This is a genomic window from Bacillus sp. RB3 (genome assembly GCF_030164735.1).
GTDB classification, from domain to species: Bacteria; Bacillota; Bacilli; order Bacillales; family Bacillaceae_G; genus Bacillus_A; species Bacillus_A cereus.
The window spans coordinates 1-23,459 of the sequence record NZ_JASNGE010000045.1; the positions used below are offsets into that span (position 1 = coordinate 1).

A 23,459-nucleotide genomic window follows, 5' to 3' on the forward strand; every position below is an offset into this window, starting at 1 on the left:
AAAAGTAACGACTAACCGAGAAGCCCCCACTTCAAACAGTCCGTTAGGACGTTAAGTGGCGGGTAGTTCACGTAAATGTCTGCTGTATTCTTTTTAAACTAGCCGAGATATTGTTTTAGTATTTCTAGCCCTATTTTCAACTCTTCTAATGAGTTTGTAGAGGATAGAGCGACTCGTAAATACTGATTAGGCATGGTTTGTGCTGTAATAAAGCGCTCGGAATGAAAAACCCGAATGCCGTGCCTCTCCAAATCTGTTTCTAATTGAAATGCATCATAATGATTTTGAATAGGTAGCCAACGGTAAAAACTAAAAGGATGCCCTACAGGCTTGTTGGAAGAAAAATATCCTGAATAAATTTCGTTTGCAGACTCTGCTAAAAATTTCTTCTGCTTAACAATTTCATGAGCTTTTCCTGATAACACTAGCTCTGTTATCACCTCTACGTCTAAGGAAGATGTTTTAACATTGACATTAAATATAGCCTTTAAAATAGCCTTACGTAAGGCATCTCCGAATACCATATAAGCAACCCTTAATCCTGAACAAATGCACTTAGAAGTTCCACTAATATAAACACTTTGTTCTGGAAGTAAATTAAACATTGGTTGCTCATAATCAGAAATAACCCCTGCTGTCAAAAATGCATGAATATCATCCTCAATCAAAATTATTTGATGCTTTCGAATGATTGCTGCTAACTCTTTTTTTCGAAAATCTGAAATCATAATCGTAGTAGGATTAGAGCAAGAAGGCATTAAAAAAATACCATGAATATCTAATTGACTACATTGCTTATCGAGTTCACTTGGGAGCATTCCAAATTCATCCCCTTGAATGGGTACTAATTGAATATGTAGCATTTTTGCCAATTCGATAAAATTTGAATAGGTGTATATATCAGTTGCAATTCGGTTTCCAGGTTTAAACAACGCTGTCAATGTAATTGCTAAAGCATTTTGTGCCCCCGAAACTATTGCTATATGGTCTTGATCCACATTAATGCCGAAAGACTTCATCCAATTGAGACCTGCCGTTTTTTGATGCGGAAGACCAGTTGGATCATTGTAATTTAATAGTTGCTCTAAATACTTTTTATCTACGACCTTTTGAATAGTCTCTGCGACAATACTATTAGTTTGCTCAAATGATGCTACTAATCCAAGATCAATGCAGTTTCTGATTTCCTCTGTAGAAATAGTAATGGAACGAGTTGCATTAGGAGCTACAAAAGTTCCACTCCCTGTGATTGCATAAATTAGGCCTTTAACTTCACATAGTTTGTAAGCTCGGGTAATTGTTGTAAAGTTTAAATCTAAAAAATCTGCTAATTCTCGTTGTGGAGGCAATTTTGTTCCTGGAGCTAAAAAACCATTTACAATATCATGTTCAAGTAGTGCTGCAATAGAGGAATAAAACGGACGCTTTAATAGTTCCTTATTAGGTTTCCAAGACATAGAGTAATTTTCAAATGAATTTACTGGCATGTTTCACCTCTACGATTAAATTTTTATAGGATAAATTTTAATAGTTAAAATTAAGATTTATAAACTTTGAAAAGTATTACAAGGATAAAAACTCAGCATTATTTTAAAGTTAGAATAACACACTCCTCTAAAGAAAATTGTAATCCATACAATTTTCTTATTCATTGTATGGATTTTATGTGTTAAATTTGTATGCAATAAAGCTCTTGATTAAGGATGTGAATAATATGAAAAATAGAAATCAAATACGAATCGCATTCCGTGCAGCTTTCCCTTATACAATACCTATTTTTGCTGGTTTTGTATTTTTAGGAATTGCTTATGGAATCTACATGAACTCTCTGGGTTTCAGTGCAATATATCCAATTCTAATGAGTTTAATCATATTCGCAGGATCAATGGAATTTATTGCAGCTAATTTATTACTGGTTGCTTTTAATCCAATTCATGCACTTTTTCTTACTTTAATGGTGAATGCACGGCATTTATTTTATGGTATTTCTATGCTAGATAAGTATAAAGGAACTGGTAAGAAAAAGTTTTATCTTATTTTTGGACTATGTGATGAATCTTTTTCTATTAATTCTACTGTTGATATTCCAAAAGGTGTTGATAAGGGTTGGTTTATGTTCTTCGTGACACTGCTTAATCATTTGTATTGGGGTATAGGAGCCGCAATTGGTGGGATTTTTGGTTCCCTTGTACACTTCAATACAAAAGGACTAGATTTCGTTATGACAGCACTTTTCGTTGTGATTTTTGTTGAACAATGGATGAGGGAGAAAAAGCATTATAGCGCTCTTGTAGGACTGGGATTATCGATATTTAGCCTAATTATTTTTGGTGGAAACAATTTCATAATTCCTGCAATGATTATGATTTTATTAGTACTTACTATCCTAAAAAAACCAATAGAGAACATAGAGGAGGTTTCCGTGTGACAATGAGTTTACTGCAACAAGTTATAACAGTTGGTATAGTGGTTTTAGGCACAATGATTACAAGGTTCCTTCCCTTCTTAGTGTTCCCATCAGATAAACCTACTCCGCAATATGTCCAGTATCTAGGTAAGGTACTACCTTCAGCTGTCATAGGTCTTTTAGTTATTTACTGTTTTAAGGATCTGAACTTATTATCCGGCAATCATGGTGCTCCAGAATTAATTTCAGTAGGAGTAGTAATAATCCTTCACATATGGAAGAGACAAATGCTTCTCTCCATAGCAGGTGGAACAATTATCTACATGCTGTTAGTACAATTGTTTTTTAATTAAATTTATAATGACAAGTAATTGATCCTATCATCCTTCTATTTTAGAAATAGGATCATTATATTCAATAAACTAAAGAATAAGCAATGAATGCATTAGCATGCGCAATTCTTTTCGATAATACAGTGAGCTTCGAGAAAGATTACTATTAGACTAGTTATAACGCACCAGTGGGCTAAATCTAATTATCAATGTTGTCTCTACTTCTGTAATATTTTGTATTTAAATCCAGCTACAAAAAGTATGAAGAAGGTTGGCAAATATCTTACCTCTTAGTTCAAAGCATATTAATTTTCCTAGGTAAATACAACTTTATTGTTAGGAATTCTCTTTCGTTTTGTCCTTTAAGGGAATCAGAACCTTAGCTCTTCCCAAATTCTCTTAGCGTACGAAATTTGCGTTTTGATGGCGCTACCCTATCGCTATCAAGCTAACAAGACAAAATACTCTCTAAAATGAAAAAGGCGTTATTCTTTCTGAGAAATCATAGGAAAGAATAACGTCTTTATATTAATATTGCAACCCGTATCTAAAACCGCATTAGCTATGTCCTTTCCTTTTTCTCCCATACTAACGGAGAAAACTCATCTCTTAACCTTAGGAACTACAGGGATAGCATAATCAATCAAAATCCACGAGGTTTCCGTACTTAGAAATCTCCCACTTAATGACCTTACAGCCTATAGGAATTGAAAGTAGTTTAATTCTCTAACATGGATTGTGGAACAACTTTTTTTCCCACTACTTTAAATTCAATTTCCCCTTTTTTTCCATATATTAGTTCTATAATTGGAATAGTTACCATTAATTTCCCCTTCTTTTTTCTTTCTGTCTCTAAATCAATTATTTTCATGTCACAATCCCCTTTATTTATTATAAACAGGGAGAAAGCACTCATTTGAGTGCTTTCTCCCTGTTTATAAGTGGACCTTGTAGGACTCGAACCTACGACCGAACGGTTATGAGCCGTTTGCTCTAACCAGCTGAGCTAAAGGTCCAAAGCGTAAAATTTACTTCATAAGACGTTTTCATATATATCATTTTACCATATAATGTATCAATCCACTTTACTTTTTATTTAATATGCATATTTACATCGTGTTAATAATGTTTATATTCTGCAATCCTAACCTTTTGTAATTAGTACTATCTTTTAATACCTTTATAGAGGCCTGATTAACAGTAAAAAATTCATATATCAATCATATTAAAAATGATATAGTTACAACATTGAATTGTTTATATTTTCAAATGCTTTTATGCCATATTTCTTTATATCAGAAATTGTAACTAAATTATATGCCTGTTTCATTGTATTAAAGCAATTATCTATCTCTTCTTTTTCCATAATAGGTTTACCGGGATCATTATCTTCTAATTCTAGATGCGCAACTTCCCATGGTAAGTCAAATAGAATCATTTTTTCTAAACTCTTCCCACTATAACAACCTAAAGTATTGATTACACAGTCTAATATTTCCTTTTCTATTTGAGTTAATTGATTTGTACTATCATAATTAACTTCAAGATTGTCGTACTGATATACTTTATATTTATTAAAAATAACTCGATATACCAGGCCATGACTTCCTACTTCACAATCATCTTCAAATAAATATGTCCCAGTAAGCACCTTACAAAATCCTTGCGCATAGTATAACAGCTTTTGAAGAGCTAAAGGAGTAATATCATCATTTTTATATAGCAAATAGTTAGCAACTTCCTCGATTTTCGTAGTCTGCGTAGAAGGAATATCATCATTTTCCTGTAGCTTTGCGATTGCTTCTTTAGAGACTCTATATGCTTTTTGAGTAATTAAATCTTTATTTCTTTCCAAAATATCTAGCATAAAAGATTGATCTCTACCTAATCTTTTCAATATATCCGAGTACTGCTTCGTCGGAATATCTCCATTTACATACCTTGTTAGGGTAACCTCTCCCCAACCTAAAAGTAAAGACAATGGACGTTTTCCAATCTTATATTTTTCTAAAACCTCTCTTATTTCAGAAATAGTAACTAACTGTTCCTGTTGTCTATAGGCATGATCTAATTGTTCTAAATTATAATCATGAATGTTAGGAACAAATATTTCAGATTTACACTCCTCGCAATTTGCTTCTTTACCTACATAATGATATTGCTTCCCTCTAATGACTGTCACTTTTGAAACATCTTTAGTAGAATACTTTACCATATCTCGACAAAACTCACATAAAACCAACATAAAAATCCTCCCTCATTCTAAAACCATTAGTCACTTATCTTTACCTAAAAAGATAAGTGACTGGTTTATTCCTTTTATGAAAAGAAACAACAATCATGTATTTGTTCCTGTCCTTATTTTCAATTAGATTCATCTTAATATATATGTCTACCGACTTCTTTTGTCCCCAATTATCTAACTCATATTGTGGACAAAAGATATACAATTTTTCATGAGCAAAATTTGGATTTTTATTATCAACTGCATAACAAAAATCACGTACTCCTATATTAAGAAGAATCTCTTTCACTTTACTAGCGTTAATCTTATTAGCCTCTAAAAATTCACTATTCTCTTTCCTTTTTTCATTTCGAGAAACCGTAAATCGATTATTTTTAATTAATTTTTTAAACTCTAATATGTACTGCTCAATCTCCCCGATTGTAAAATTAGTGTGCTTTTTTGTCTCCCTATTTTGAAAGCTAATATGCATTAAAATTCTTTCCCCTTTCAAATCGTACCTCATATTTACTAGAATTACAATAAAAAACGTATCAATTGATACGTTTTTTAAAAATTCACAGTAAAATTCTATTCATCCTTCTTATAATGAGTACATTTATGTCGTCTACAAAACTTCTATATAATTATTTTTGCTGCGATTCGTAAATCTATTATGTATCTATTTTACAACCACAGTTTCATATATCCGTGTATACATTTAACGTAAAAAAACTACATATCCCTCCAATTTCCCTGATAAACAAATCAATTACTCATATGTTTTCTCCCCTATATAAATTTCCTATCTTAATCTGTTGTTTTATACAGAAATATATATTTATACCTGTTTAAACCCAAACAAAAAAGGCCTCCTCAAGTCGATTAATTGTGCATAGCAAAATAAGCTAATTACACTAATCGGCTCAAAGAAGCCCTTTCAAAATTAAAGTAAGAAAAAAACTTACTTCTACAACTCAACCACAACACATAAGGTGTGGGAATGAACGGAATCAAATAAACTAACAATATACCTATATATTACAAAATACATAGGTTTATATCAAGATATTTTAAAATATTTCCAAATGCTGATTTTCATTCTTTATTTTCTTCCAAATAAAAAAGCATATAAATACTTTATTCTTTCCAAAACTGTTCCAATAGAATGACAATCACGGTACCCACGAGCAATCCATTCCTTAAAACATATTGTAAGGAAGAAGGAATGCCACTAAATGCGCTTTCTGGAAGAAACATTATTCCTAAACTGATTAATAATGTAATTCCTAATATAGTTAATCGGCGTTGATTTAATTCTTCGCTTAAAATCGATTGAAATGAAATGCCTATTACTTGGACAAATGTTGCTAAAAGTGCAGCATTGGCAATAGGGCCTGGAAGCAAGGATATAAAGCTTACGATTGAGGGAACAAAAGAAATTCCTGCTAATATAAGACTTGCTATAAGGAACGACTTCAACTTTCTTTGTCCTGTTAATTGAATAAATCCTGCTGATGCAGGTAATGGTACAATACCAATTGTAGAAAACAACGACGAGATAATATGTGATATACCTCCGACCCATACACCACGGTTCAATGTTTGCTTTTCATTTTCTTTAGATAAGGGAGCTACTTGTTTTACAGCTGAAATAGCAGCAATTGTATTTGCAACTAAAAGAAATGTAAATAAAGTTGCAGTTAGGGTCATTCCAATATCCAATCTAGGTGTGCCCCAAGCAAATATCTCTGGTAACTTAACTAGCGTTGTATGTGTAGGCATATAAGATGATTCTCCTAAAAGAGTATACAAAAGCCAACCACATGAAATTCCAAGTAACACAGCGTACCTTTTCATCCATCCTGTCCCTTTAATTGATAAGAAAGTAATAAGGGCAAAAACAAAGAGCGCAATAATAGCTGTTGGATAATCAGGATGAGTTGCAGATCCTTGTAATCCCATCATTCCTTTTAGTAACACACCACTAAGTTGAAGTGCTAAAATTAAAAGAAATGTCCCTGTAACTAAAGGAGTAAATAAACGTAAGATTCGATGAACAAGCCCTGTTATACCAAGAACGAAGAGTAATATACCTGCAATAATTAACCCACCTTCTAAAAGTTGCAACACGTCTTTTGCACTTTGTCCCTGATGCATAGCGACTTGTCCCAATATGACAAATATACTTACCCATGAACCGGCTGGCCCATCCGCAATGGGATAGCGATGCCCAAACCATGATTGTATAAATGAACTTACTCCTACAACTAAAAAAGTTCGCTGCATTAATGTTGAGACATCTTCTATTGGTAAATGAAATATGCCACCAATAATTATAGGTAATGCAATTGCATTTGCTAATAGAAACACAAACCATTGTAGAATATTAAAGCTCGTATCAAAGTATTTTTTATTCATATTATTCTCCTTTGCCGAAAAAGAATCTCATATTAAAAATCCATCCTTTCTACACAGTTAGATTAAAAAGGATGGATTTTGTAAATCTGTAAAATCAATTTAATTGTATAGATAGATTTTTAATTAATTACCATGTACGGAACGGTAAGAATTTCCCGTTAAGTGTAATAACAATACGAGGATCGCCACCTTTTGGATCTTCTTGTGTATCCACACCTAGATTGAAGTTGATTGCACTCATTACACCTTCTCCAGCTTTTTCTAATATTAATTCTCTAAGAGTTGGGGCGTATTGTAACATCATTTCATATAATCGATATAAGATTGGGTCTGTAGGAGGCATTTGCATTACTTGACCTCTAAGTGGAACTACTGTTAATGCCTGAACTACTTCTTCATCTAATTCTAATAGTTTACCGATTTTTTCTGCCTCCGGACGTGTCATTGTAGCCTGCCCTAATAATGCTGTTACAACCCAAGTCTCAGAGTTTTCACTTACTTTTGAAATTTCTTCCCATGTTAAACCTTTTGCGATTTTTGCTTCCATAATTTTTTGCGTAGCTTCTTGTCTATTCATATTTAATAACTTCCCTTCATTTAAGTAATGATTAATGTTTCATACCATTTAATGTTTTATATCCATCAACTACTACATCTAATTTACCTGTGTGAGGATCAATAACTAAACCATGTACAGGAACATCTTTTGGAATAAGTGGATGATTTCTTACTAAATCAACATTAGCTTGAGTCGAATCACAGATATCATCGAATCCAAATAGCCATTTTTCAAGGTCAACACCAGCATATTCAATTGCTGCTAAAATTTCTGGTGAAGCTACTCCACGATCTAATATTTTTTGAAGTGTTCCTTTGGGATTAGTTTGGCTTGCACCACATCTATGGTGTCCGATAAGAAAGATTTCATCTGCATTTAGATCATATACTGATGCTACAACACTTTGCATAACACTATCGAAAGGAGAAGCAATCTTACCACCTGCATTTCTGATAACTTTTGCATCTCCATCGTGTATATCTAAAGCTTTTGGAAGTAGCTCAATTAAACGAGCATCCATGCAAGAAACAACAACCATACGTTTCTTAGGCATTTTTGTTGCTTCACGGGGGGCGTATTTCTTATTTTCTACAAATTTTTCATTGAACGATAAAATATCTTGTAATAACATATTTGTAACCTCCTTTAAATCTAGATGTATTTTTTGTTGCGTCCTCTGTGTTATAAGTAAATATAACTGATAAACAATGCGATGTAAGAGGATAAACTTAGTATAGTGAATTGTATCGATAAGCTGAATAAGTTGGCGAAACACTTTCTGCTTTTCTACTTTCACGATGAAAGGATTGGTTTATATTATTGATCAAACAGATTTTGAGATACTGAAATTATTAGGAGAAAACTCAAGAATACAATGGAAAGAACTAGGTCAAAAAATACATATGACTGGGCAGGCTGTAGGAAATCGAATTAGGAGATTAGAGGATTTAGGGATTATTGAACAATATACAATCGCAATAAACCGAATCAAACTAGGACAAACAGTGACTGCATTTGTTACTTTGTTTGTCACATCAGCTAATCATCAAGAGTTTATGAACTTCTTTCAAAAAGAAGAAGAAATATCTGAAGTACATCGTGTAAGTGGTGAAGGATGTTATTTATTAAAAACACATTTTTCTTCTAATGAAGAATTGGATAACTTTCTAGGGCGACTATTAAAATATGGGAATTATCGTGTTAACCTATCAATAGGGAAGTTAAAATAAAGTCTTTTTTCTTCCGAGGGGATAAGTTATTTTCTAATCCTTATTTCTATAGAGATAATAAGAGCCTTACTACAATTTGTGTGTAGTAAGGCTTTTTAAATACTTATTAAATGCCATCTAATTGGCAGGGACTACCGCATTAAAGGTAACCCCTTTTCATAATTATTGACTTACTTTTGCTATCTCCTTTAAATATCTTTGCATATTTTGATTTACTGCATAGACATAACATCCATTTATTCCGCGAGATAATAATACATAATAAATACGTTTAATATAGGATGTTAACTCCTCATTATTTATATCTGTTCCCTTAATTGGAAGACCGTTTCGATCTTTATATTCTTTTGGATTCACTACAATCTTAGCCTTATTTAAATCATAGTCTCCATTTTCTTCACCTGCGTAATCACAATCAATTTCAGCTCCTAAAATCACTCCAACATAATTTAAATCCGCACCTTGTGTAGTATGTATACATCCTATTTCCTCTATACTATTCTCAAAGTTAATCCAACCTTTTACCTTTGAGTTCCATTTGAATGTCTCACCTGTAACGGGATCTTTTATATCATAGTGATTTTTATCCTTTTGTGTAATCCATTCCCAAGAATAACCTGCGACTACACGACATAATTCATGTTTTTCATTTAACATTTTCATAGATTCATTTAATTCTGTAATAGAGCCCATTACCTTAAAGTCATAGCCCCGCAATAACCCTTCTTCATACACTCCAACATTATTTGCTATTTGTAAATATTTACGAAGCCATGCTAAATATTGATCTCCAGACTTTAAACGAAATTGTTTATGTAAAAGATGCTTTCTATAATTCTTTATAAGTTTCTGGAATGCATCTGTATCTATATCTGCTGGTCGAATTGTTTGGTATGGATCATAAACTATTGTTAAATGGTACGCAAATGTTTCTATTAACTCCAACTCAGTTGTATAACCATTATCGGTGACTAAATGTTTTAAATCACGTGCTTGTTTACCAAAATATTGTTTCAGACGATGAGCTTCGTCCACAAAAACATATTTATATTTTGCGCCCCTACTTTTTGCCTGCTTAATAAATTGTGAAGGTGACAATACTGTAATACTTTGTAGACCTAGTTTGTTCATCAAGCTCTTATATAAATTTAATGAGTGATTTTGTGGAACAACAAGTGCTATATCCTCATAATTCAATCCCTCTCTCGCTTTACCAGTTTCACTGTCATAAGCAAGCGCATATAAGATGTTTGTTAATACAATTGTTTTACCGGTACCCGGGTCCCCTGTAATCAAATGTCGACTATTTGATGTAGTAATCATCGTATTAAAAATGTCTTTGCAAACCTCAATTTGATTTGCCGATAACTCTTTAAATGGTGAATATTTATAAATAAATTTATTATGTATCTCACCTAAATTCTCACTAGCTATACCTTCTTTCATTAACTGAGCCCAAATTTCTCCAAACATATTTTCAACATTTTCAATTCCATTATAGGAATGAATTTTTTGTCCTCTGACTTTATTTAGTAAGTTAAATTTTTCATCCGCTAATAAATATTCAATTAATAATGTTTCAATATGTTTAATTGAGCTTTCATTAAATAAATCACTCTTTATCACAATAACTTCCTTGAATGTTTTATCTTCATCATTTAAATGTGCAATGAAACGGCCATAAATATCTGTGGATTTACCTACATATAAATTCTTTTTATCTCGTTGAATATAAACTACTGGTATTCCATCTATTTTAGGGTCTCTAATATAACCTTGCTCAAACTCTTTTCGCTTCTTTTTAATTATGTAAAATGAAGATAATTTTGCTGCAAATGATAGCATTTGAATAACTCCCTACTTTTTAATTTTAATAATACTTAAGGATGTATGGATTTCATACTTTTAAAATACAATCCATACATCAAATCATGATCTCAACCATCTGCTTTCTCATAAGCATTTCAAAAAACTGTAAAACGATTATCGCTTTACAGTTCGTTATATTTTTTATTACTTCCAAATGCTTTTTCTACAGGATATTTCTCTGCATTTTTTTCCAACTTAGCATGTACTACTTCTTCTAGATCGATATCTAATTTATCACTTAGCATAAGTAAATAAATCATTACATCCGCCATTTCTTCTTTTATGTCCTGCATTTTCGTCTCTGTTGCTTCTTCACTAGACTTCCATTGAAAAGCCTCAAGCAACTCTGATGCTTCTAAATTTAACGAGATTGCTAGATCCTTCGCATTATGAAACTGCCCCCAATTTCTCTCATCTCGAAATTTTATTACTGCATTTTGCAAATCTTCCATCACCATTAATCCCCTCTCAATTACTTACTATCTCTTTAAAACAAAATTCATTACATCTGGAATTCCATCTAATTAACCTTAATCCAGATATAATCATCTTCATATTTAACATTTAATTTTAATCGAATCCCCTTCATATAGTCCTCTAATTGTCTTGTGAAATCCTCATCATTGAATTGATCATATTGATCTACGCCTAAATATAACTTAAATATATTCCCTTTTGTTAAATCAAACTCCCACTTCAAAAAATTATGTAGCATATTTTCCTTACTCATGTAGCGATTCGCTTCCATATAATCTAGTAATTCATATAGATTATAGTATACCAAGTTATTTGGTTTAAGCCCTTCACATTTGGGACAATATTCTCTATATCTATCTTGTAATTGCATAATCATTTCTGTCCCACATTGATTACAGTTATACATGTACCATTCCCCTTTACTGGATAACCCAATTCGTCTCTCTTATGTTCTTCCTGTCCTTGAAGTTAAAAATTATACTATTTTACTTTAAAAATATTCCTCTTATGCCACTTAAAGTATAATTTATTCTCCGGTTGAATTCCTATCTTAGCTTTTGGTATTAATCCAAATTTCACATAATCTATTTCCACTATTAATGAGGAAATATGCAGTCGTCCCTGTCCATCAAATGTGATAAACCCTTTATCATAAAGAGCATCATGATTACAGCACAGTAGTACACCGTTATACGGATCTAAGCGTTCCATACTTGTACTATCTTTCCATGGCTTAGAATGACTTGCTCTTAACAATTCTGGTAAATTTATTCCGCATAATGCACATTTTCCGTTCCAAATCTCCATTAATTCCTCTCTAAATTTTTGCTGTCCAATTCGTATTTTCGCTTTCACTTCGGATTCCGTCTCAGCTATAACCGGAATTAATGTATTGTTTTCTGTCCTTCTTACCGGATCAACTGCCAACTCTAATTGCTCATCATTTATTTTATAAATGTTTGAATCACCAATTAGTTCCATTAATTTAAGGGCTAATTCTTCATTACATGGATATAAATAACCTTGGTTTCCATTTGCATCTGATTGAAAAGGTGAATATTTAATTGGCAACAGGTGCGATATCTCTTCAAATTTCTCACGTATATTAATTGGTTTTTCTAACTCATGATATTTTAAAGATACCAAAAAGCCTTCATCAAACCATTGATCATGGCTTTTCATAATCGATGGTTTATTCGATTCCTTACAATTTTCTTCAGCGATACTAACTGCTACAATATTCCCTTTTACATAATGAAAGATTCGATCCCCCTCTTTTACATCCATCATTCTTTTCCATGAATGTGGTACATTACCGCCTCTATCCTTTTTAGGTGACCAAATAATTTCTAATCCTTTTTCCTCTTGATATGTATGCCCCTGCATAACAATAAAATGATTCATATACTCTCTCCTAAAGCGTTAACTCATTACGCTATTTTCTATTTAATATAATACTAAAAAACTCTCCTATGATTAGCAAATTGTCTGTTTCATTTTCAATACCAAACAACCTTTTCTACAGAAAAATTCTGCAATTCCTTTTACTCAACAATTGAGAAATTCAATTTTATATCCATTTATAAAAACAAAAGAGTTGACCCAAAAGGTCAACTCTTCTATTTTAAATTTTTTATTTCTCTTCTTCTTCTTTTTTTGCAATTTCCCGTTCATTTTTAGCGATTAAATCATGAAAATGCTCTTCTTTGTTTTCTTCAATATAATTCATAAGGTCTTTAAATTCCATTTATATCGCCTCCTGTATTTATTATATCAATAATATAATAAAATGTCAGGACAATATCTATTAATTATTTTATAAAATTTATAAGATATATATTCACTAAAAAACAAGAGCTGATTTCTCGATAAATTGATTATTTCGAGATTCATCAACAATAATTTCTTTTACTCGTTTTGATTCTTTAAAAGCAAAAACTTCTGGTTCCTTCCCGGTATTATCATATAAAGTATAGCAATCTATTAAATCTTTAATGTTAGAAAAAGTAGTCGCTACTTTCATATGACTTTCTTCAATTATATTTTGGGGTACCAATCTTCCTGTTACTTTAAAACGCAAATTGGATCGCTCTAAAGCAACCTTTATTGGGACATCTACAATAATTGCTTTAATGCTAAAACCTGCTAGTCTTAATTGTTGAATTAACTTTTTGTATTTTACTTCATTTTTCATTGTACCATCATACATAAAATTTATTTTTCTTTTCATACAGATTTTTAAAAGTTTCATGGTAATATCACTACTTTCATCATGAACTAAAAAAGCTGCTTGTTTCATTAACTCACTATTCCCAGATTCTATTAACTCTTGATATTCTGGTATTTTTTCTTTGATCTTATCAGGATCTATCCAAACCATATTTTGTTTCTGATGTTTATATCCCTTACTTACTAACTCTCCAATTGAGCTTTTTCCAGCAGCAGAACCACCACCAAGTAATATAGCTTCAGGTTCTTGCTCTTGCTGCAGTTGATCATTTAGAAATAATTTAACGATTTCATTATGTAAAAGCTTACGTTCTATTGTATACTCTCCATTAATTACGTACTTTTCTCTAGTTGGTTTCAATTTTTATTCTCCTCTTCTATAGATACATTATTGTGTCCCTTTAAAAATTTGAGACCTTCCCCTTTAACTGCGCTTATTACTTCGGTATTTTGAAATCTCTATAAGAGATTTAACTTACTATAATTTCATATAACTCTTTTTGTTAGATGCTCTATCCTTTATTTCTTTTTTTACACATTCCTTCTAAACAACGATCTTTCTCTCTGACTCAATGTCTTCTACATATATCCACTTAAACAAAAAAAGGACTTCTTTAAGTCGATTAATCGTGCATAGCAAATAAGCTATATACACTAATCGGCTCAAAGAAGCCCTCTCAAAATTGAAACAAGAAAAAACTTGCTTCTACAACTCAACCACAACACATAAGGTAGGTGTGGGAATAAACGAAATCAAATAAACTAACAATATAACTATATATTACATAATAAAATTATAATTCTCAAGGGTATTTGATTAAAATATTCCTACAGTGCTTCTACCGTAGGAACATCAGCGGGTGCCCACTTTAAATGCTTTAAATCCTTAATACTCATCCATTTTAGCTCTGCATGTTCAAGAGCTTTAGGCTTACCTGCCAAGATTCTAGCTTTATATGTAGTAAGATGAACAACAACGGTTTCATACTCGTACTCAACTTCCTCTACCTTCTCATCTACAACAATTGTACATCCAAGTTCTTCTTTAATTTCACGAATTAATGCAGCTGATGGTTCTTCTCCTTTGTTTATCTTACCACCTGGAAACTCCCAATAATCAGGTAACGTCATTGTCGGGGAACGTAATAGACATAAGACTTCATTATTTTCATTAACAATTACCGCACCAACCACCGATACTTTTCTCTTCATACTTACACACTTCCTTATACAGATTAATTAATACTTACTATCTTATATTAATTCATATTTTAACACCAAGTTTTCCTTTTAAATGATGATTAACCTTTCATTTGCTAATAAATGAGCCAAAATAAAGCATCTAAAATCTCTAATATACTAAAATCTTTCGAGTAAACAAGACAAAATGAAAATAAAAAAATGGAAAATTTGTTAACGACAATGATATGCTTACATATGTATATTTGTTACATAAATACATTAATTTTATTAAATGAGAGGTGATAAATTACATCTCGATATTAAATCATTACATTATTATAATTTATAAGCAAAATCTAGTATCTTAGATAAGGAGGTTCTTAAATGAACTGGAGAAAAATTTTTGGTTATCGCTCTAAAACCGCATGGAAAATGTTTATTGCTTCCATTGTTTATATCTTTATTTTATTTTTAATACTTCAAGCAATTATTCCAAATTCTATCCGCCCTGCCCTTGTTAATATTGGTTTTTTGGGATTTTCGTTAAGCTTACTTGCTTTAATTATTGGATTAATTAAACCACAATTTGTGTTACCCAAAATACAAATTAAAACCAGAAAGAAAGTAGTATATTCATATTTATATCTAGTACTAGCTTTCTTTTTAATGGGTATTGTATTTATTGATGGAAAATCAACTTCCAATCAAACTGTACAAAAGGCAGACACCAAAGTTGCCACTTCACAAGATACTAAAAAAGATACAGCAGACACAAAGAGTAAGAAAGAAGCTGACCGTAAAGCTCAAGAAGAGACTCAACGCAAAGCTCAGGAAGAAGCTAATCATAAAGCTCAGGAAGAAGCTAACCATAAAGCTCAGGAAGAAGCTAACCATAAAGCTCAGGAAGAAGCTCAACGTAAAGCTCAGGAAGAAGCTCAACGTAAAGTTCAGGAAGAAGCTCAACGTAAAGCTCAGGAAGAAGCTAACCGTAAGGCCCAGGAAGAAGCTAACCGTAAGGCCCAGGAAGAAGCTAACCGTAAGGCCCAGGAAGAAGCTTCACAAAAAAGTAATGCTGTTGTTTCCTCATCTAGTGGTAATCATAACGGTTCTAATCGGAAACCTTTCCAAAATGATCCTAGTGATGACAAAGAAGCCAATACCACTTGTAAAGGACAAATTAAAGGAAATGCCAATTCGAAAAAATACCATGTTCCTGGTGGACAATATTATGATTCTACAAAAGACAATATTGTTTGGTTCTGTTCAGAAGCTGATGCTCAAGCAGCTGGTTATGTGAGATCTAAAAAATAAAGTCAATTACATTAGAAAAGGAAACACTCTATAAGCGTTCCCTTTTCTAATGTCAAAATATTATTATGCATTTATTAATAGCGAATAATAAGCTACACCCTATTAAGAGATTAAATATAAGCTGCTTTAAAAGCTTGTTGGACAGCTTGTACTTCAGATGAATTTTTACCATATAAGTTTGTTGCTATACGAATACAACCCTCTTTTAATTCTTTAAAATCAGAAATCATATTTAACTCATCTTTATTCACATAATACAAGATATTAAACATCTTATCTTCTTCCAAAATCTCTTTTCTCTCTTGCTTTTCTTTTAACTCTAACATTTCAAATTCCCCGTTATTATTTATTTCTATTTTCCTATTATCCCTATACATAATTACTTAGGTATAGCTCCCTTTCCTCCTGTTAAAAAAATATATTTTGATCAAATCTTTAAATTGAAAAAAGAGGTTATTGTTATAAAAATTACAATAATACATACTACTTGAATCTCAATAAATATAAATTGATAGAATATTCCGTCTTATATTGATAAATGCTATTAAATAGATTTTGATAGAGGAAATTTCTGATATGATACTAATTGCTGCATAATATCTTTGGAGAGGATGAAATTGAACAATGAATGTTCATATACAGGGGAACGAGCAAATAACTCATTTATTAAATGAATGGTATCAAGAAATTAGAGCTAGGCATGTAGACGCCGCTCAATTACTTAAACAAGAAATCGAAAACAAAATCCATAACATAGAGGAAAATCAAACGATATTATTATACTTCTCACTACTAGATTTTAGACATCAATATTTAATTGATAGTTTAAGTATTTCTAAAGATAGCTTTAAACAAAGTGATGCTTATAAAACTCCTACAGACGATTTCCTTTCATACTATTATCACTTCTTTAAAGCCATTCATTCCAATGTTACTGGCAATCATAGCCTTGCAAAAATACATTACGATAAAGCTGAATACCTATTAGAAACAATTCCTGATGAGATTGAACATGCTGAATTCCATTATGAGTTGGCCATTTTCTATTGTCATACACATAAATCGATTTTATGTATTAATCATGTAATGAAGGCGAAAGATATATTTTCAAAACATCCTGGGTATGAATTGAAAGTTGCCTTCTGTAATAACCTATATGGATTAGCATGTACTCATTTAAAGGAGTGGGAATTAGCTGAGGAACACTTTATCTCGGCTATGGATACATTCCAAAAAGAAAATTTAGAATACAATATTTTGATTGTTCGTCACAATCTAGGATTTATGTATGCTACACAGAATTTATCCGAGGTAGCATTACGTTATTTATCTGAAGTTAATCAGAAGCTACCTAGCGATTATAAAGCTGTTTTTATTGAAGCTAGGGAACATTATAAATTAGGAGAACATCAAATTGCTCAAGAATTAATAAAAAGAGGCCTACAGCTTTCTACTCAATTGGGAATTGAAGGCTATATACATCACTTTAAGATTTTAGAAAAAATGAATCTAAATAGTTGTGCTACTGATATAGAAAAAACTGTTTTAGAAGGAATTTCTTATTTTGAACGCGAAGAACTATATGAGTATATAAATGAATATACTGAAAAGTTAGCAACCCAATTTTACAAAGAAAATAATCATAAAAAAGCCAGCTATTACTATTATGAAGCTAGTAAAGCCAGTGAAAAAAACTTTAAAAAAGGAGCATTAAAATGAAAAAATTAGCGGTTAGCTTACTGGGTATCTTAATTGTTGTAACAGTAACTTTTGGATCAAATTCTTCAACAGGCTCTCAAAGTACTATAAATGTTATTAAATATTCACATGGACATACTGGATGATGAAAGGAAGGATTATACCTTCCTTTTTCTTATATTTTAGAAATCAATACGTATCCCCCTCCTACATTTATTTATATAAATTTGAGAAATAAATAATTCAAAAGGTAAAATAAAAATACTACAATTAAAAACTTCCATTTGTTTCTTTTCGTTGGTTTTCCAGCATGTTGTATATAAAAAAATAAGGCAATACCTGCCATAGTAATTAAAAACATTTGATAGTAATCAATCATCTGTAATACCCCCTCCATACAAAAAATAAGAAGTCTCTTTTTAAGAGACTTCTTATTTCTAATACAAACGACATACATAGGCTAAACACACACAATAAAGTCAGGATGATGTACTTTATTGCCTTTTTATAATAACATATAATTTATCATTTTTGTTTAATAATTCCATACAATAAAACTTTATCAACCTTAAAATGTTTCATTATAAAAAATGAATACAGATAAAATTAATAATATATTCACTTGATCCAAACGGAATATGCTCAAAAGATATAAAGTTCGGTTACAATATCACTCATGATTTTTTAAATTTTTCCTTCCCTTCTGTTAAGAATACTTCAAAACTTGAATGATTACCTTATATTAGTACTTTATATATGCAAAATTACATACTAATCCTCATTGAAAATAATTATCATTGTAACTATAATGGTTTCAGGGATTGATATTTTCACTTTCGTTTCCAATCTCACAATATATTAAAGGAGGAAATACTATTATGAAAAAATTGATTTTAGCAGGGGCACTAGGAATTGCAGTATTGTCAGGTATGAACCTACCAGGGGCTGAGGCATCAAAAGCGAGTGCAGCTACTACGAATTTAGAAATTCAAGAAGTCACAAAATACTACTCTATGAGTTCCTATGAAGTGTCTCAAAAAGAATCATTTAATCTTAAAAAAGGGGAAGAACTTACAGTCTTTGTACAAAATTCAGGGTTCCCAATTTCTTATACGGTCTTTGATGCGGATAATCAAGTAATTGGCACATTCAATGCTAATTCCCCATATGGTCGCGTATTTAAAGCGCAAAAAGACGGTAATATTTCTGTACAATTTCAAGCAGGTGTAAATTCTACGTACATGAAGAAGATGAATTTTACAGCTAAATTTGCTGTTTCTAAACTTAACCAATAATAAAAAATGTAACGATCCTATTTACAAACAAATTAAAAAGGTATATCCCTTCAATGGGATATACCTTTAGTTTTAGTGAATTTTATATTGACCAGATAGCTGCTCTTGCGCCATACGAACTAAACGTTTTGTAATTTCTCCACCTACTGAACCATTTGCTCGCGCAGTTGAATCCGGTCCAAGTGTAACACCAAACTCCTGAGCAATTTCATATTTCATTTGTTCAATTGCACTTGCTGCAGCTGCTATTAAGATTTCGTTTGAATTATTATTTTCGCGAATTTGCATTTTTTAAACACCTCCGTTGAATTTGGTAATATCATGCTCTATTTCCAAAAAAATATGCAAAAAAATTATTCGTTTAGCTATTTTACATATATACCTAAGCTTTCATCCCTTATGTGGGAATAAATAAAGGTATAGGTCATACCCTATACCTTTACCTTCTTCTATCCTACTTACTTTTAAATTCCCCTATTAACCCCTGTAACTCTTGCGAGAGCCAATTTAGAGAATTTGCTAACTCTGCAATATCTTGTACATATAGTTCTTGCTCTTTCATACTTGTCTCCACATTACTACTACTATTCACATATGTATTCGCAATGTGTGATAATTCATTTATAAACTGAACAATAGTTTGATTATCTGTTAGAATTTCACTTGAATGATTCGAAGTCGCTTTAATTTGATTTGTAACAGAGTGTGCAGATTCTGAAATCTTTTCAAAAAAAGCACCACTACTTTGAACAAGTGTTATTCCTACTTCTACTTCCTTTGAACTCTTCTGTATGGATCTTACAGCTCTCTCTGCTTCAGCCTGGGTTTCACCAATTAATTTAGCTATATCCCTTGCAGATGCCTCGGTTCTTTCCGCTAATATATGTACCTCGTCCGCAACACCTGAAAATTCTTCCCCCATCTCTCCAGCACATGAGGATTCAGTAGAAGCATTTAAAGCTAATGAATTTGTTTGATTTGAAATGGTTGTAATTACAGTAAGAATTTCATGAATTTCCTTAGATCGTGCTTCGAATGCATAAATACTAGAAGATACATCCTGAACTGTATCTTGGATTCTTTTCATTTGATTCACGATTTGCTTAATCAAATCTTTTCCCTCTACAGAATGCTGTTCCATGTCTTCCAAAGCATTGCCAACTTGTTTTGCAGCTCCTTTAATTTCTTTCATCTTACTTTCCATTTCTTGAACAATCCCTAAACATTTTTGCACTACATATTCATGAGAATGTGCTCCTAAATTTAATCCTGTAATAGCACTTGCAATTTCTTTAAAGGCTATGCTATTCTCTTTTGTACTTACCGACAATTCCTTTGAAGATGTCGAAACTTGTTCAGCAGTCTCCCTTACTTTATCTATAATCTTATTAAACTTTTTAATAGTGTTATTAAAATAGATATTAGTTATCCCTATATCATCAGATCTTTCATTCAATTTAATACTTAAATCCCCTTCACCAACTTTACGTAACCCTTCTTGTAAATCCTTTAAAGGCGATAGAGAGTTTCGTGAGATAAATATTTGAATTGTAATTGCGATAGTTAATGAAATTATAATAAATAGTAAACCTTGTATCATAAAGTTTTTCTTTGTAAGTGGAATAATAGAAGCTTCCAAATCCGCTGCAACAATTGCAATTATATTTTTATTTTCATCTGTAACTGGCTCTAAAATTGTTACCCAAAACCCTAATTCATCTTCATACACTTCTGTCATTTGTGCCTGTTTTGTTTGAATTACTTTATCATATGTTTTCATCCAATAAGTAGGTTGCTCATAGTATTCACCTGGTTTTACAGAAACAGTATTTGCTAATTCTGTATCCAAAGCTACTATTTGTAATTCAGCTTTTTCATTTAGCTTGGCTCCTGTAACATATGTTTGTCCAACACTTTTCATATCTTTTATAGATTTATCTAATTGCTCCGTCAATTTTTCTTTCTTCACTCTTTGAGCTGTGGGGTCTTTTGCTACATCTCTTACTATTTCTAGATCTAATTGATTTAATACCGCATCACCTGTTTCAAAAGACTGCCTCTCAAATATAGACATCATACTATTTTGAAACATATTAAAACTTAACGCTCCCATACTTCCAACAAGGGTCAGAATTACTAATACCGTTAGTAATACATTTTTTTGAAGCAACGATAGCTTATGCCAATATTTTTTCATTGATTTCTCCTTTCTTATTTTCAACAATACAAAAACAAAGTAGTAACATATTAAGAGGTGCTCTTTCTGTTATTAATTTAAACTTTAAAATGGCATACTAACCGTTCAACCAAATGTTCCAATTTTTTTCATTTACAATTGCATCTTTTATATGTCCAGCTGCTCTTGGAAATCTATTAAAAGGAAGACGTAATACTTCTACCACTTCATCTTTTCTATTTGTACTGATTTCTTCTAAATCGATGATATTAAAGGATTTGCCTATAATAATTGCTATAATGTTTTATAGACGACTAAGAATTTTTAAAATTCCATATTTATCTCCTAAAGATTTTCGAATTAGATTTGTTGCAGTACCTTCAGCAAGGATTTTTTATAATATCGTTAGTTTTAAATAAAGATAAGAATTTTTAAGAGCCTCATCTTTAGTTATTTTTATCTTGCAGAACAATAAAATCTGAAAGTTTAATTCAATCTCCTATTTTATAACTTTTTCCCTTATTTTTCTATAATATTATAATATTTACCTGTACAATCTAAACTTAGACTCTTTTGGCCTTTACTCTTCAATTGTCTTAAATTCATATGAGGTAGCGCAGAAAGTAAATTTTTAATAAAAAACTTTTGTATTAAAAAATGCAAAAATACATACTCCTCCAAAACTATATGCACTTAAATATTCATATAGTAAAATAAACAGTACAAGCGTGTCCTATACAGCATATTTCCTTAACTGGCTTGATATTATATTCATCATAAAATTAGTGTGAACTTAATATCTCACTTAGCTCTTTAATATTTTAATATTAACAATATAGTGTTAATATATCCCTACTTTATCGCTATACCTACATATAAGCCAAGAATTCAATTACAGAACGGTTTTCATCAATAGTAGACAAAAACATGTCAAACAAAAAGAGACTCAATTATTTATTACTTTTCGTATAGATGTAATAAAAGATTATAGGAGAAATATATATGCTCAAAAAAATAAATAGATTTATGTTTGCTTTGCCTACCATTTCTTTTATTTTTCTTATTTTATTAGGATCATTTTTATTTGTAATACCATTAGATCTATTCTTACCTGAAATACAAAAAAACCCAATAACAGAAGCACCTCTTATTCTTCAAGTTTTATTAGGGGTATTAGCGGCACCTATATATGAAACAATAGTTTTTCAAGTATTTTTATTTTGGCTATTAAGTTGGATTCCTTACATTAAAAATCACGATTACCTTATCATATTAATAGCTTCAATTATATTTGGATTAAATCATCCATATGGAATCACTTATATAGTTGGTACAACGATAATTGGTCTTTTATATAACTATGCTTATTGGGTATATAAAAAAAAGAATGAAAAATATCAGGTTACCATGTCTGCTTTTGGGGTTGTTTTTTTGATTCACTTATTACATAATTCTGTTGCTTTTATAGCTTCAAATTTATCATTTTAGCCAAGAAGACTCCTTCCTCAAGGAGCGTAAAGGGTCAAAAAGCCAATTTAAATATGTAGAAGAAATGAATGCATTTGCTTGTCCGATGGGGTGTATTTTAGAGTATGCGACAACGGATCGTGAAGGATATCATCAATATAAATCCAACCCAGAAGACTACGCTGTTTGTCCGCTACGTGAGGTATGTTTTTCAAAGAAACAAAAAGTTATTACTCATCATATATGGGAGAAATATAAGGATATCGCTAGAAAAAACAAACTAACAGTTACAGGGAAAAAGTTTTACAAAGTACGCTGTTCAACTATAGAGCGAAGCTTTGCGGACGCCAAAGAACTACATGGCTATCGATATGCTCGATTTCGGGGGCTGAAGTCTGTCCAAATGCAGGCTTATCTCACCGCAACTTGTCAAAACATGAAAAAACATGAAAAAAAATAGCCCTCCATCTGACCAAAAAAGGTCTGGTGGAGGGCTATTTTTTTGAAACTCTATTATTTTATATTGTTTTTATTCGCTAAAATCAAAAACAAACTCATCTTATGACCGCGTTTCTTCTTACGA

At 31.4% G+C, this 23,459-nt stretch carries 25 protein-coding genes, 1 tRNA gene and 1 pseudogene; 9 read left to right on the plus strand and 18 right to left on the minus strand.

Translation table 11 applies throughout. The features are described 5' to 3' along the window. Positions 1-98 precede the first annotated feature (98 nt). Entirely contained in the window at positions 99-1,487 is a 1,389-nt protein-coding gene (locus tag QO049_RS28045; protein WP_284489694.1) for an aminotransferase-like domain-containing protein, read from the minus strand. 227 nt (positions 1,488-1,714) lie between these two features. On the opposite strand from QO049_RS28045, the gene azlC reads away from it, so the two are divergent. Both azlC and QO049_RS28055 read left to right on the plus strand, forming a co-directional pair. Beyond that, positions 1,715-2,428 carry an azaleucine resistance protein AzlC gene (gene azlC / locus QO049_RS28050; protein WP_000797393.1) on the plus strand — a complete coding sequence of 238 codons (714 nt, stop codon included), beginning with the start codon at positions 1,715-1,717 and terminating at the stop codon, positions 2,426-2,428. Continuing rightward, the gene (locus tag QO049_RS28055; protein ID WP_061661983.1) at positions 2,425-2,760 is read left to right on the plus strand and encodes a branched-chain amino acid transporter permease; all 336 of its coding nucleotides are present in this window, start codon (positions 2,425-2,427) and stop codon (positions 2,758-2,760) included. The genes azlC and QO049_RS28055 overlap by 4 nt, the downstream gene beginning before the upstream one ends. A 697-nt stretch (positions 2,761-3,457) precedes the next feature. Here QO049_RS28055 and QO049_RS28060 read toward each other — a convergent pair. The 7 genes from QO049_RS28060 to QO049_RS28090 form a co-directional block, all read right to left on the minus strand. Beyond that, positions 3,458-3,610 carry a hypothetical protein gene (locus QO049_RS28060; RefSeq protein WP_284489695.1) on the minus strand — a complete coding sequence of 51 codons (153 nt, stop codon included), beginning with the start codon at positions 3,608-3,610 and terminating at the stop codon, positions 3,458-3,460. 71 nt (positions 3,611-3,681) lie between these two features. After that, positions 3,682-3,755: transfer RNA gene (locus QO049_RS28065), tRNA-Ile, on the minus strand. A gap of 224 nt (positions 3,756-3,979) precedes the next feature. Then, positions 3,980-4,984 carry a type II toxin-antitoxin system antitoxin SocA domain-containing protein gene (locus QO049_RS28070; protein WP_098994409.1) on the minus strand — a complete coding sequence of 335 codons (1,005 nt, stop codon included), beginning with the start codon at positions 4,982-4,984 and terminating at the stop codon, positions 3,980-3,982. Positions 4,985-5,024: 40 nt separating this feature from the next. Beyond that, positions 5,025-5,456: a hypothetical protein gene (locus tag QO049_RS28075; protein ID WP_000548170.1), complete on the minus strand. Its 432-nt coding sequence runs from the start codon at positions 5,454-5,456 to the stop codon at positions 5,025-5,027. A gap of 647 nt (positions 5,457-6,103) precedes the next feature. Further along, the gene (locus QO049_RS28080; RefSeq protein ID WP_284489696.1) at positions 6,104-7,384 is read right to left on the minus strand and encodes a purine/pyrimidine permease; all 1,281 of its coding nucleotides are present in this window, start codon (positions 7,382-7,384) and stop codon (positions 6,104-6,106) included. Positions 7,385-7,511: 127 nt separating this feature from the next. After that, complete coding sequence (cynS, locus tag QO049_RS28085) at positions 7,512-7,961, minus strand: cyanase (protein WP_001081567.1); 450 nt, start codon at positions 7,959-7,961, stop codon at positions 7,512-7,514. A gap of 31 nt (positions 7,962-7,992) precedes the next feature. Beyond that, positions 7,993-8,574 carry a beta-class carbonic anhydrase gene (locus QO049_RS28090; RefSeq protein ID WP_000926479.1) on the minus strand — a complete coding sequence of 194 codons (582 nt, stop codon included), beginning with the start codon at positions 8,572-8,574 and terminating at the stop codon, positions 7,993-7,995. 166 nt (positions 8,575-8,740) lie between these two features. Here QO049_RS28090 and QO049_RS28095 point away from each other — a divergent pair, with 166 nt between their 5' ends. Further along, positions 8,741-9,172, plus strand: coding sequence for an Lrp/AsnC family transcriptional regulator (locus QO049_RS28095; protein ID WP_000677475.1), 432 nt, complete (start codon positions 8,741-8,743; stop codon positions 9,170-9,172). Between the two features lie 162 nt (positions 9,173-9,334). Here QO049_RS28095 and QO049_RS28100 read toward each other — a convergent pair whose 3' ends face one another. The 6 genes from QO049_RS28100 to QO049_RS28125 form a co-directional block, all read right to left on the minus strand. After that, the gene (locus QO049_RS28100; protein ID WP_284489697.1) at positions 9,335-11,017 is read right to left on the minus strand and encodes a DUF2075 domain-containing protein; all 1,683 of its coding nucleotides are present in this window, start codon (positions 11,015-11,017) and stop codon (positions 9,335-9,337) included. A 146-nt stretch (positions 11,018-11,163) separates the two neighbouring features. Continuing rightward, positions 11,164-11,493: a nucleotide pyrophosphohydrolase gene (locus QO049_RS28105; protein ID WP_284489698.1), complete on the minus strand. Its 330-nt coding sequence runs from the start codon at positions 11,491-11,493 to the stop codon at positions 11,164-11,166. A gap of 68 nt (positions 11,494-11,561) precedes the next feature. Continuing rightward, a complete protein-coding gene (locus QO049_RS28110; protein WP_087947985.1) occupies positions 11,562-11,924 on the minus strand; it encodes a hypothetical protein in 363 nt (120 codons plus the stop codon). Between the two features lie 74 nt (positions 11,925-11,998). Further along, entirely contained in the window at positions 11,999-12,922 is a 924-nt protein-coding gene (locus QO049_RS28115) for an HNH endonuclease (RefSeq protein WP_284489699.1), read from the minus strand. 439 nt (positions 12,923-13,361) lie between these two features. Beyond that, positions 13,362-14,108 (minus strand): zeta toxin family protein, encoded by a 747-nt coding sequence (locus QO049_RS28120; protein ID WP_284489700.1) that lies wholly within the window; start codon positions 14,106-14,108, stop codon positions 13,362-13,364. A 467-nt stretch (positions 14,109-14,575) separates the two neighbouring features. Beyond that, entirely contained in the window at positions 14,576-14,959 is a 384-nt protein-coding gene (locus tag QO049_RS28125) for a (deoxy)nucleoside triphosphate pyrophosphohydrolase (RefSeq protein ID WP_284489701.1), read from the minus strand. 354 nt (positions 14,960-15,313) lie between these two features. Between QO049_RS28125 and QO049_RS28130 the strand changes: the two genes are divergently transcribed. Beyond that, positions 15,314-16,240 (plus strand): sunset domain-containing protein, encoded by a 927-nt coding sequence (locus QO049_RS28130; protein WP_284489702.1) that lies wholly within the window; start codon positions 15,314-15,316, stop codon positions 16,238-16,240. Positions 16,241-16,350: 110 nt separating this feature from the next. On the opposite strand, the gene QO049_RS28135 is transcribed toward QO049_RS28130, so the two are convergent. Then, the gene (locus QO049_RS28135; protein ID WP_087947993.1) at positions 16,351-16,566 is read right to left on the minus strand and encodes a M4 family metallopeptidase; all 216 of its coding nucleotides are present in this window, start codon (positions 16,564-16,566) and stop codon (positions 16,351-16,353) included. A gap of 298 nt (positions 16,567-16,864) precedes the next feature. Here QO049_RS28135 and QO049_RS28140 point away from each other — a divergent pair, with 298 nt between their 5' ends. After that, on the plus strand, positions 16,865-17,959 hold the full coding sequence (locus QO049_RS28140) for a Rap family tetratricopeptide repeat protein (protein WP_001100598.1): 1,095 nt from the start codon (positions 16,865-16,867) through the stop codon (positions 17,957-17,959). Next, positions 17,956-18,084 carry a hypothetical protein gene (locus QO049_RS28145; protein ID WP_000732002.1) on the plus strand — a complete coding sequence of 43 codons (129 nt, stop codon included), beginning with the start codon at positions 17,956-17,958 and terminating at the stop codon, positions 18,082-18,084. Before QO049_RS28140 ends, QO049_RS28145 begins: the two co-directional genes overlap by 4 nt. 71 nt (positions 18,085-18,155) lie before the next feature. Here the strand turns inward: QO049_RS28145 and QO049_RS28150 are convergent, their stop codons facing one another. After that, positions 18,156-18,317 carry a hypothetical protein gene (locus QO049_RS28150; RefSeq protein ID WP_000568477.1) on the minus strand — a complete coding sequence of 54 codons (162 nt, stop codon included), beginning with the start codon at positions 18,315-18,317 and terminating at the stop codon, positions 18,156-18,158. A gap of 499 nt (positions 18,318-18,816) precedes the next feature. Here QO049_RS28150 and QO049_RS28155 point away from each other — a divergent pair, with 499 nt between their 5' ends. Beyond that, a complete protein-coding gene (locus QO049_RS28155) occupies positions 18,817-19,233 on the plus strand; it encodes a hypothetical protein (protein ID WP_000733526.1) in 417 nt (138 codons plus the stop codon). A gap of 72 nt (positions 19,234-19,305) precedes the next feature. Here QO049_RS28155 and QO049_RS28160 read toward each other — a convergent pair whose 3' ends face one another. Both QO049_RS28160 and QO049_RS28165 read right to left on the minus strand, forming a co-directional pair. Beyond that, positions 19,306-19,521 carry an alpha/beta-type small acid-soluble spore protein gene (locus QO049_RS28160; protein ID WP_001167047.1) on the minus strand — a complete coding sequence of 72 codons (216 nt, stop codon included), beginning with the start codon at positions 19,519-19,521 and terminating at the stop codon, positions 19,306-19,308. 166 nt (positions 19,522-19,687) lie between these two features. After that, entirely contained in the window at positions 19,688-21,430 is a 1,743-nt protein-coding gene (locus QO049_RS28165; RefSeq protein WP_246963470.1) for a methyl-accepting chemotaxis protein, read from the minus strand. A gap of 981 nt (positions 21,431-22,411) precedes the next feature. Here QO049_RS28165 and QO049_RS28170 point away from each other — a divergent pair. After that, the gene (locus QO049_RS28170; RefSeq protein ID WP_000913856.1) at positions 22,412-22,897 is read left to right on the plus strand and encodes a CPBP family intramembrane glutamic endopeptidase; all 486 of its coding nucleotides are present in this window, start codon (positions 22,412-22,414) and stop codon (positions 22,895-22,897) included. Positions 22,898-22,931: 34 nt separating this feature from the next. Further along, positions 22,932-23,416: pseudogene (locus tag QO049_RS28175) on the plus strand (transposase); the annotation flags it as partial. Positions 23,417-23,459 lie beyond the last annotated feature (43 nt).

Bases quoted from the DNA above. Each gene is read 5' to 3' on its own strand.
- QO049_RS28160 (WP_001167047.1), bottom strand. From the start codon at position 19,521: ATGCAAATTCGCGAAAATAATAATTCAAACGAAATCTTAATAGCAGCT.
- QO049_RS28105 (WP_284489698.1), bottom strand. From the start codon at position 11,493: ATGGAAGATTTGCAAAATGCAGTAATAAAATTTCGAGATGAGAGAAAT.
- azlC (WP_000797393.1), top strand. From the start codon at position 1,715: ATGAAAAATAGAAATCAAATACGAATCGCATTCCGTGCAGCTTTCCCT.
- QO049_RS28100 (WP_284489697.1), bottom strand. From the start codon at position 11,017: ATGCTATCATTTGCAGCAAAATTATCTTCATTTTACATAATTAAAAAG.
- QO049_RS28090 (WP_000926479.1), bottom strand. From the start codon at position 8,574: ATGTTATTACAAGATATTTTATCGTTCAATGAAAAATTTGTAGAAAAT.
- QO049_RS28125 (WP_284489701.1), bottom strand. From the start codon at position 14,959: ATGAAGAGAAAAGTATCGGTGGTTGGTGCGGTAATTGTTAATGAAAAT.
- QO049_RS28070 (WP_098994409.1), bottom strand. From the start codon at position 4,984: ATGTTGGTTTTATGTGAGTTTTGTCGAGATATGGTAAAGTATTCTACT.
- QO049_RS28145 (WP_000732002.1), top strand. From the start codon at position 17,956: ATGAAAAAATTAGCGGTTAGCTTACTGGGTATCTTAATTGTTGTAACA.
- QO049_RS28150 (WP_000568477.1), bottom strand. From the start codon at position 18,317: ATGATTGATTACTATCAAATGTTTTTAATTACTATGGCAGGTATTGCC.
- cynS (WP_001081567.1), bottom strand. From the start codon at position 7,961: ATGAATAGACAAGAAGCTACGCAAAAAATTATGGAAGCAAAAATCGCA.
- QO049_RS28170 (WP_000913856.1), top strand. From the start codon at position 22,412: ATGCTCAAAAAAATAAATAGATTTATGTTTGCTTTGCCTACCATTTCT.
- QO049_RS28130 (WP_284489702.1), top strand. From the start codon at position 15,314: ATGAACTGGAGAAAAATTTTTGGTTATCGCTCTAAAACCGCATGGAAA.
- QO049_RS28165 (WP_246963470.1), bottom strand. From the start codon at position 21,430: ATGAAAAAATATTGGCATAAGCTATCGTTGCTTCAAAAAAATGTATTA.
- QO049_RS28095 (WP_000677475.1), top strand. From the start codon at position 8,741: ATGAAAGGATTGGTTTATATTATTGATCAAACAGATTTTGAGATACTG.
- QO049_RS28140 (WP_001100598.1), top strand. From the start codon at position 16,865: ATGAATGTTCATATACAGGGGAACGAGCAAATAACTCATTTATTAAAT.
- QO049_RS28110 (WP_087947985.1), bottom strand. From the start codon at position 11,924: ATGTATAACTGTAATCAATGTGGGACAGAAATGATTATGCAATTACAA.
- QO049_RS28115 (WP_284489699.1), bottom strand. From the start codon at position 12,922: ATGAATCATTTTATTGTTATGCAGGGGCATACATATCAAGAGGAAAAA.
- QO049_RS28135 (WP_087947993.1), bottom strand. From the start codon at position 16,566: ATGTTAGAGTTAAAAGAAAAGCAAGAGAGAAAAGAGATTTTGGAAGAA.
- QO049_RS28075 (WP_000548170.1), bottom strand. From the start codon at position 5,456: ATGCATATTAGCTTTCAAAATAGGGAGACAAAAAAGCACACTAATTTT.
- QO049_RS28060 (WP_284489695.1), bottom strand. From the start codon at position 3,610: ATGAAAATAATTGATTTAGAGACAGAAAGAAAAAAGAAGGGGAAATTA.
- QO049_RS28155 (WP_000733526.1), top strand. From the start codon at position 18,817: ATGAAAAAATTGATTTTAGCAGGGGCACTAGGAATTGCAGTATTGTCA.
- QO049_RS28045 (WP_284489694.1), bottom strand. From the start codon at position 1,487: ATGCCAGTAAATTCATTTGAAAATTACTCTATGTCTTGGAAACCTAAT.
- QO049_RS28080 (WP_284489696.1), bottom strand. From the start codon at position 7,384: ATGAATAAAAAATACTTTGATACGAGCTTTAATATTCTACAATGGTTT.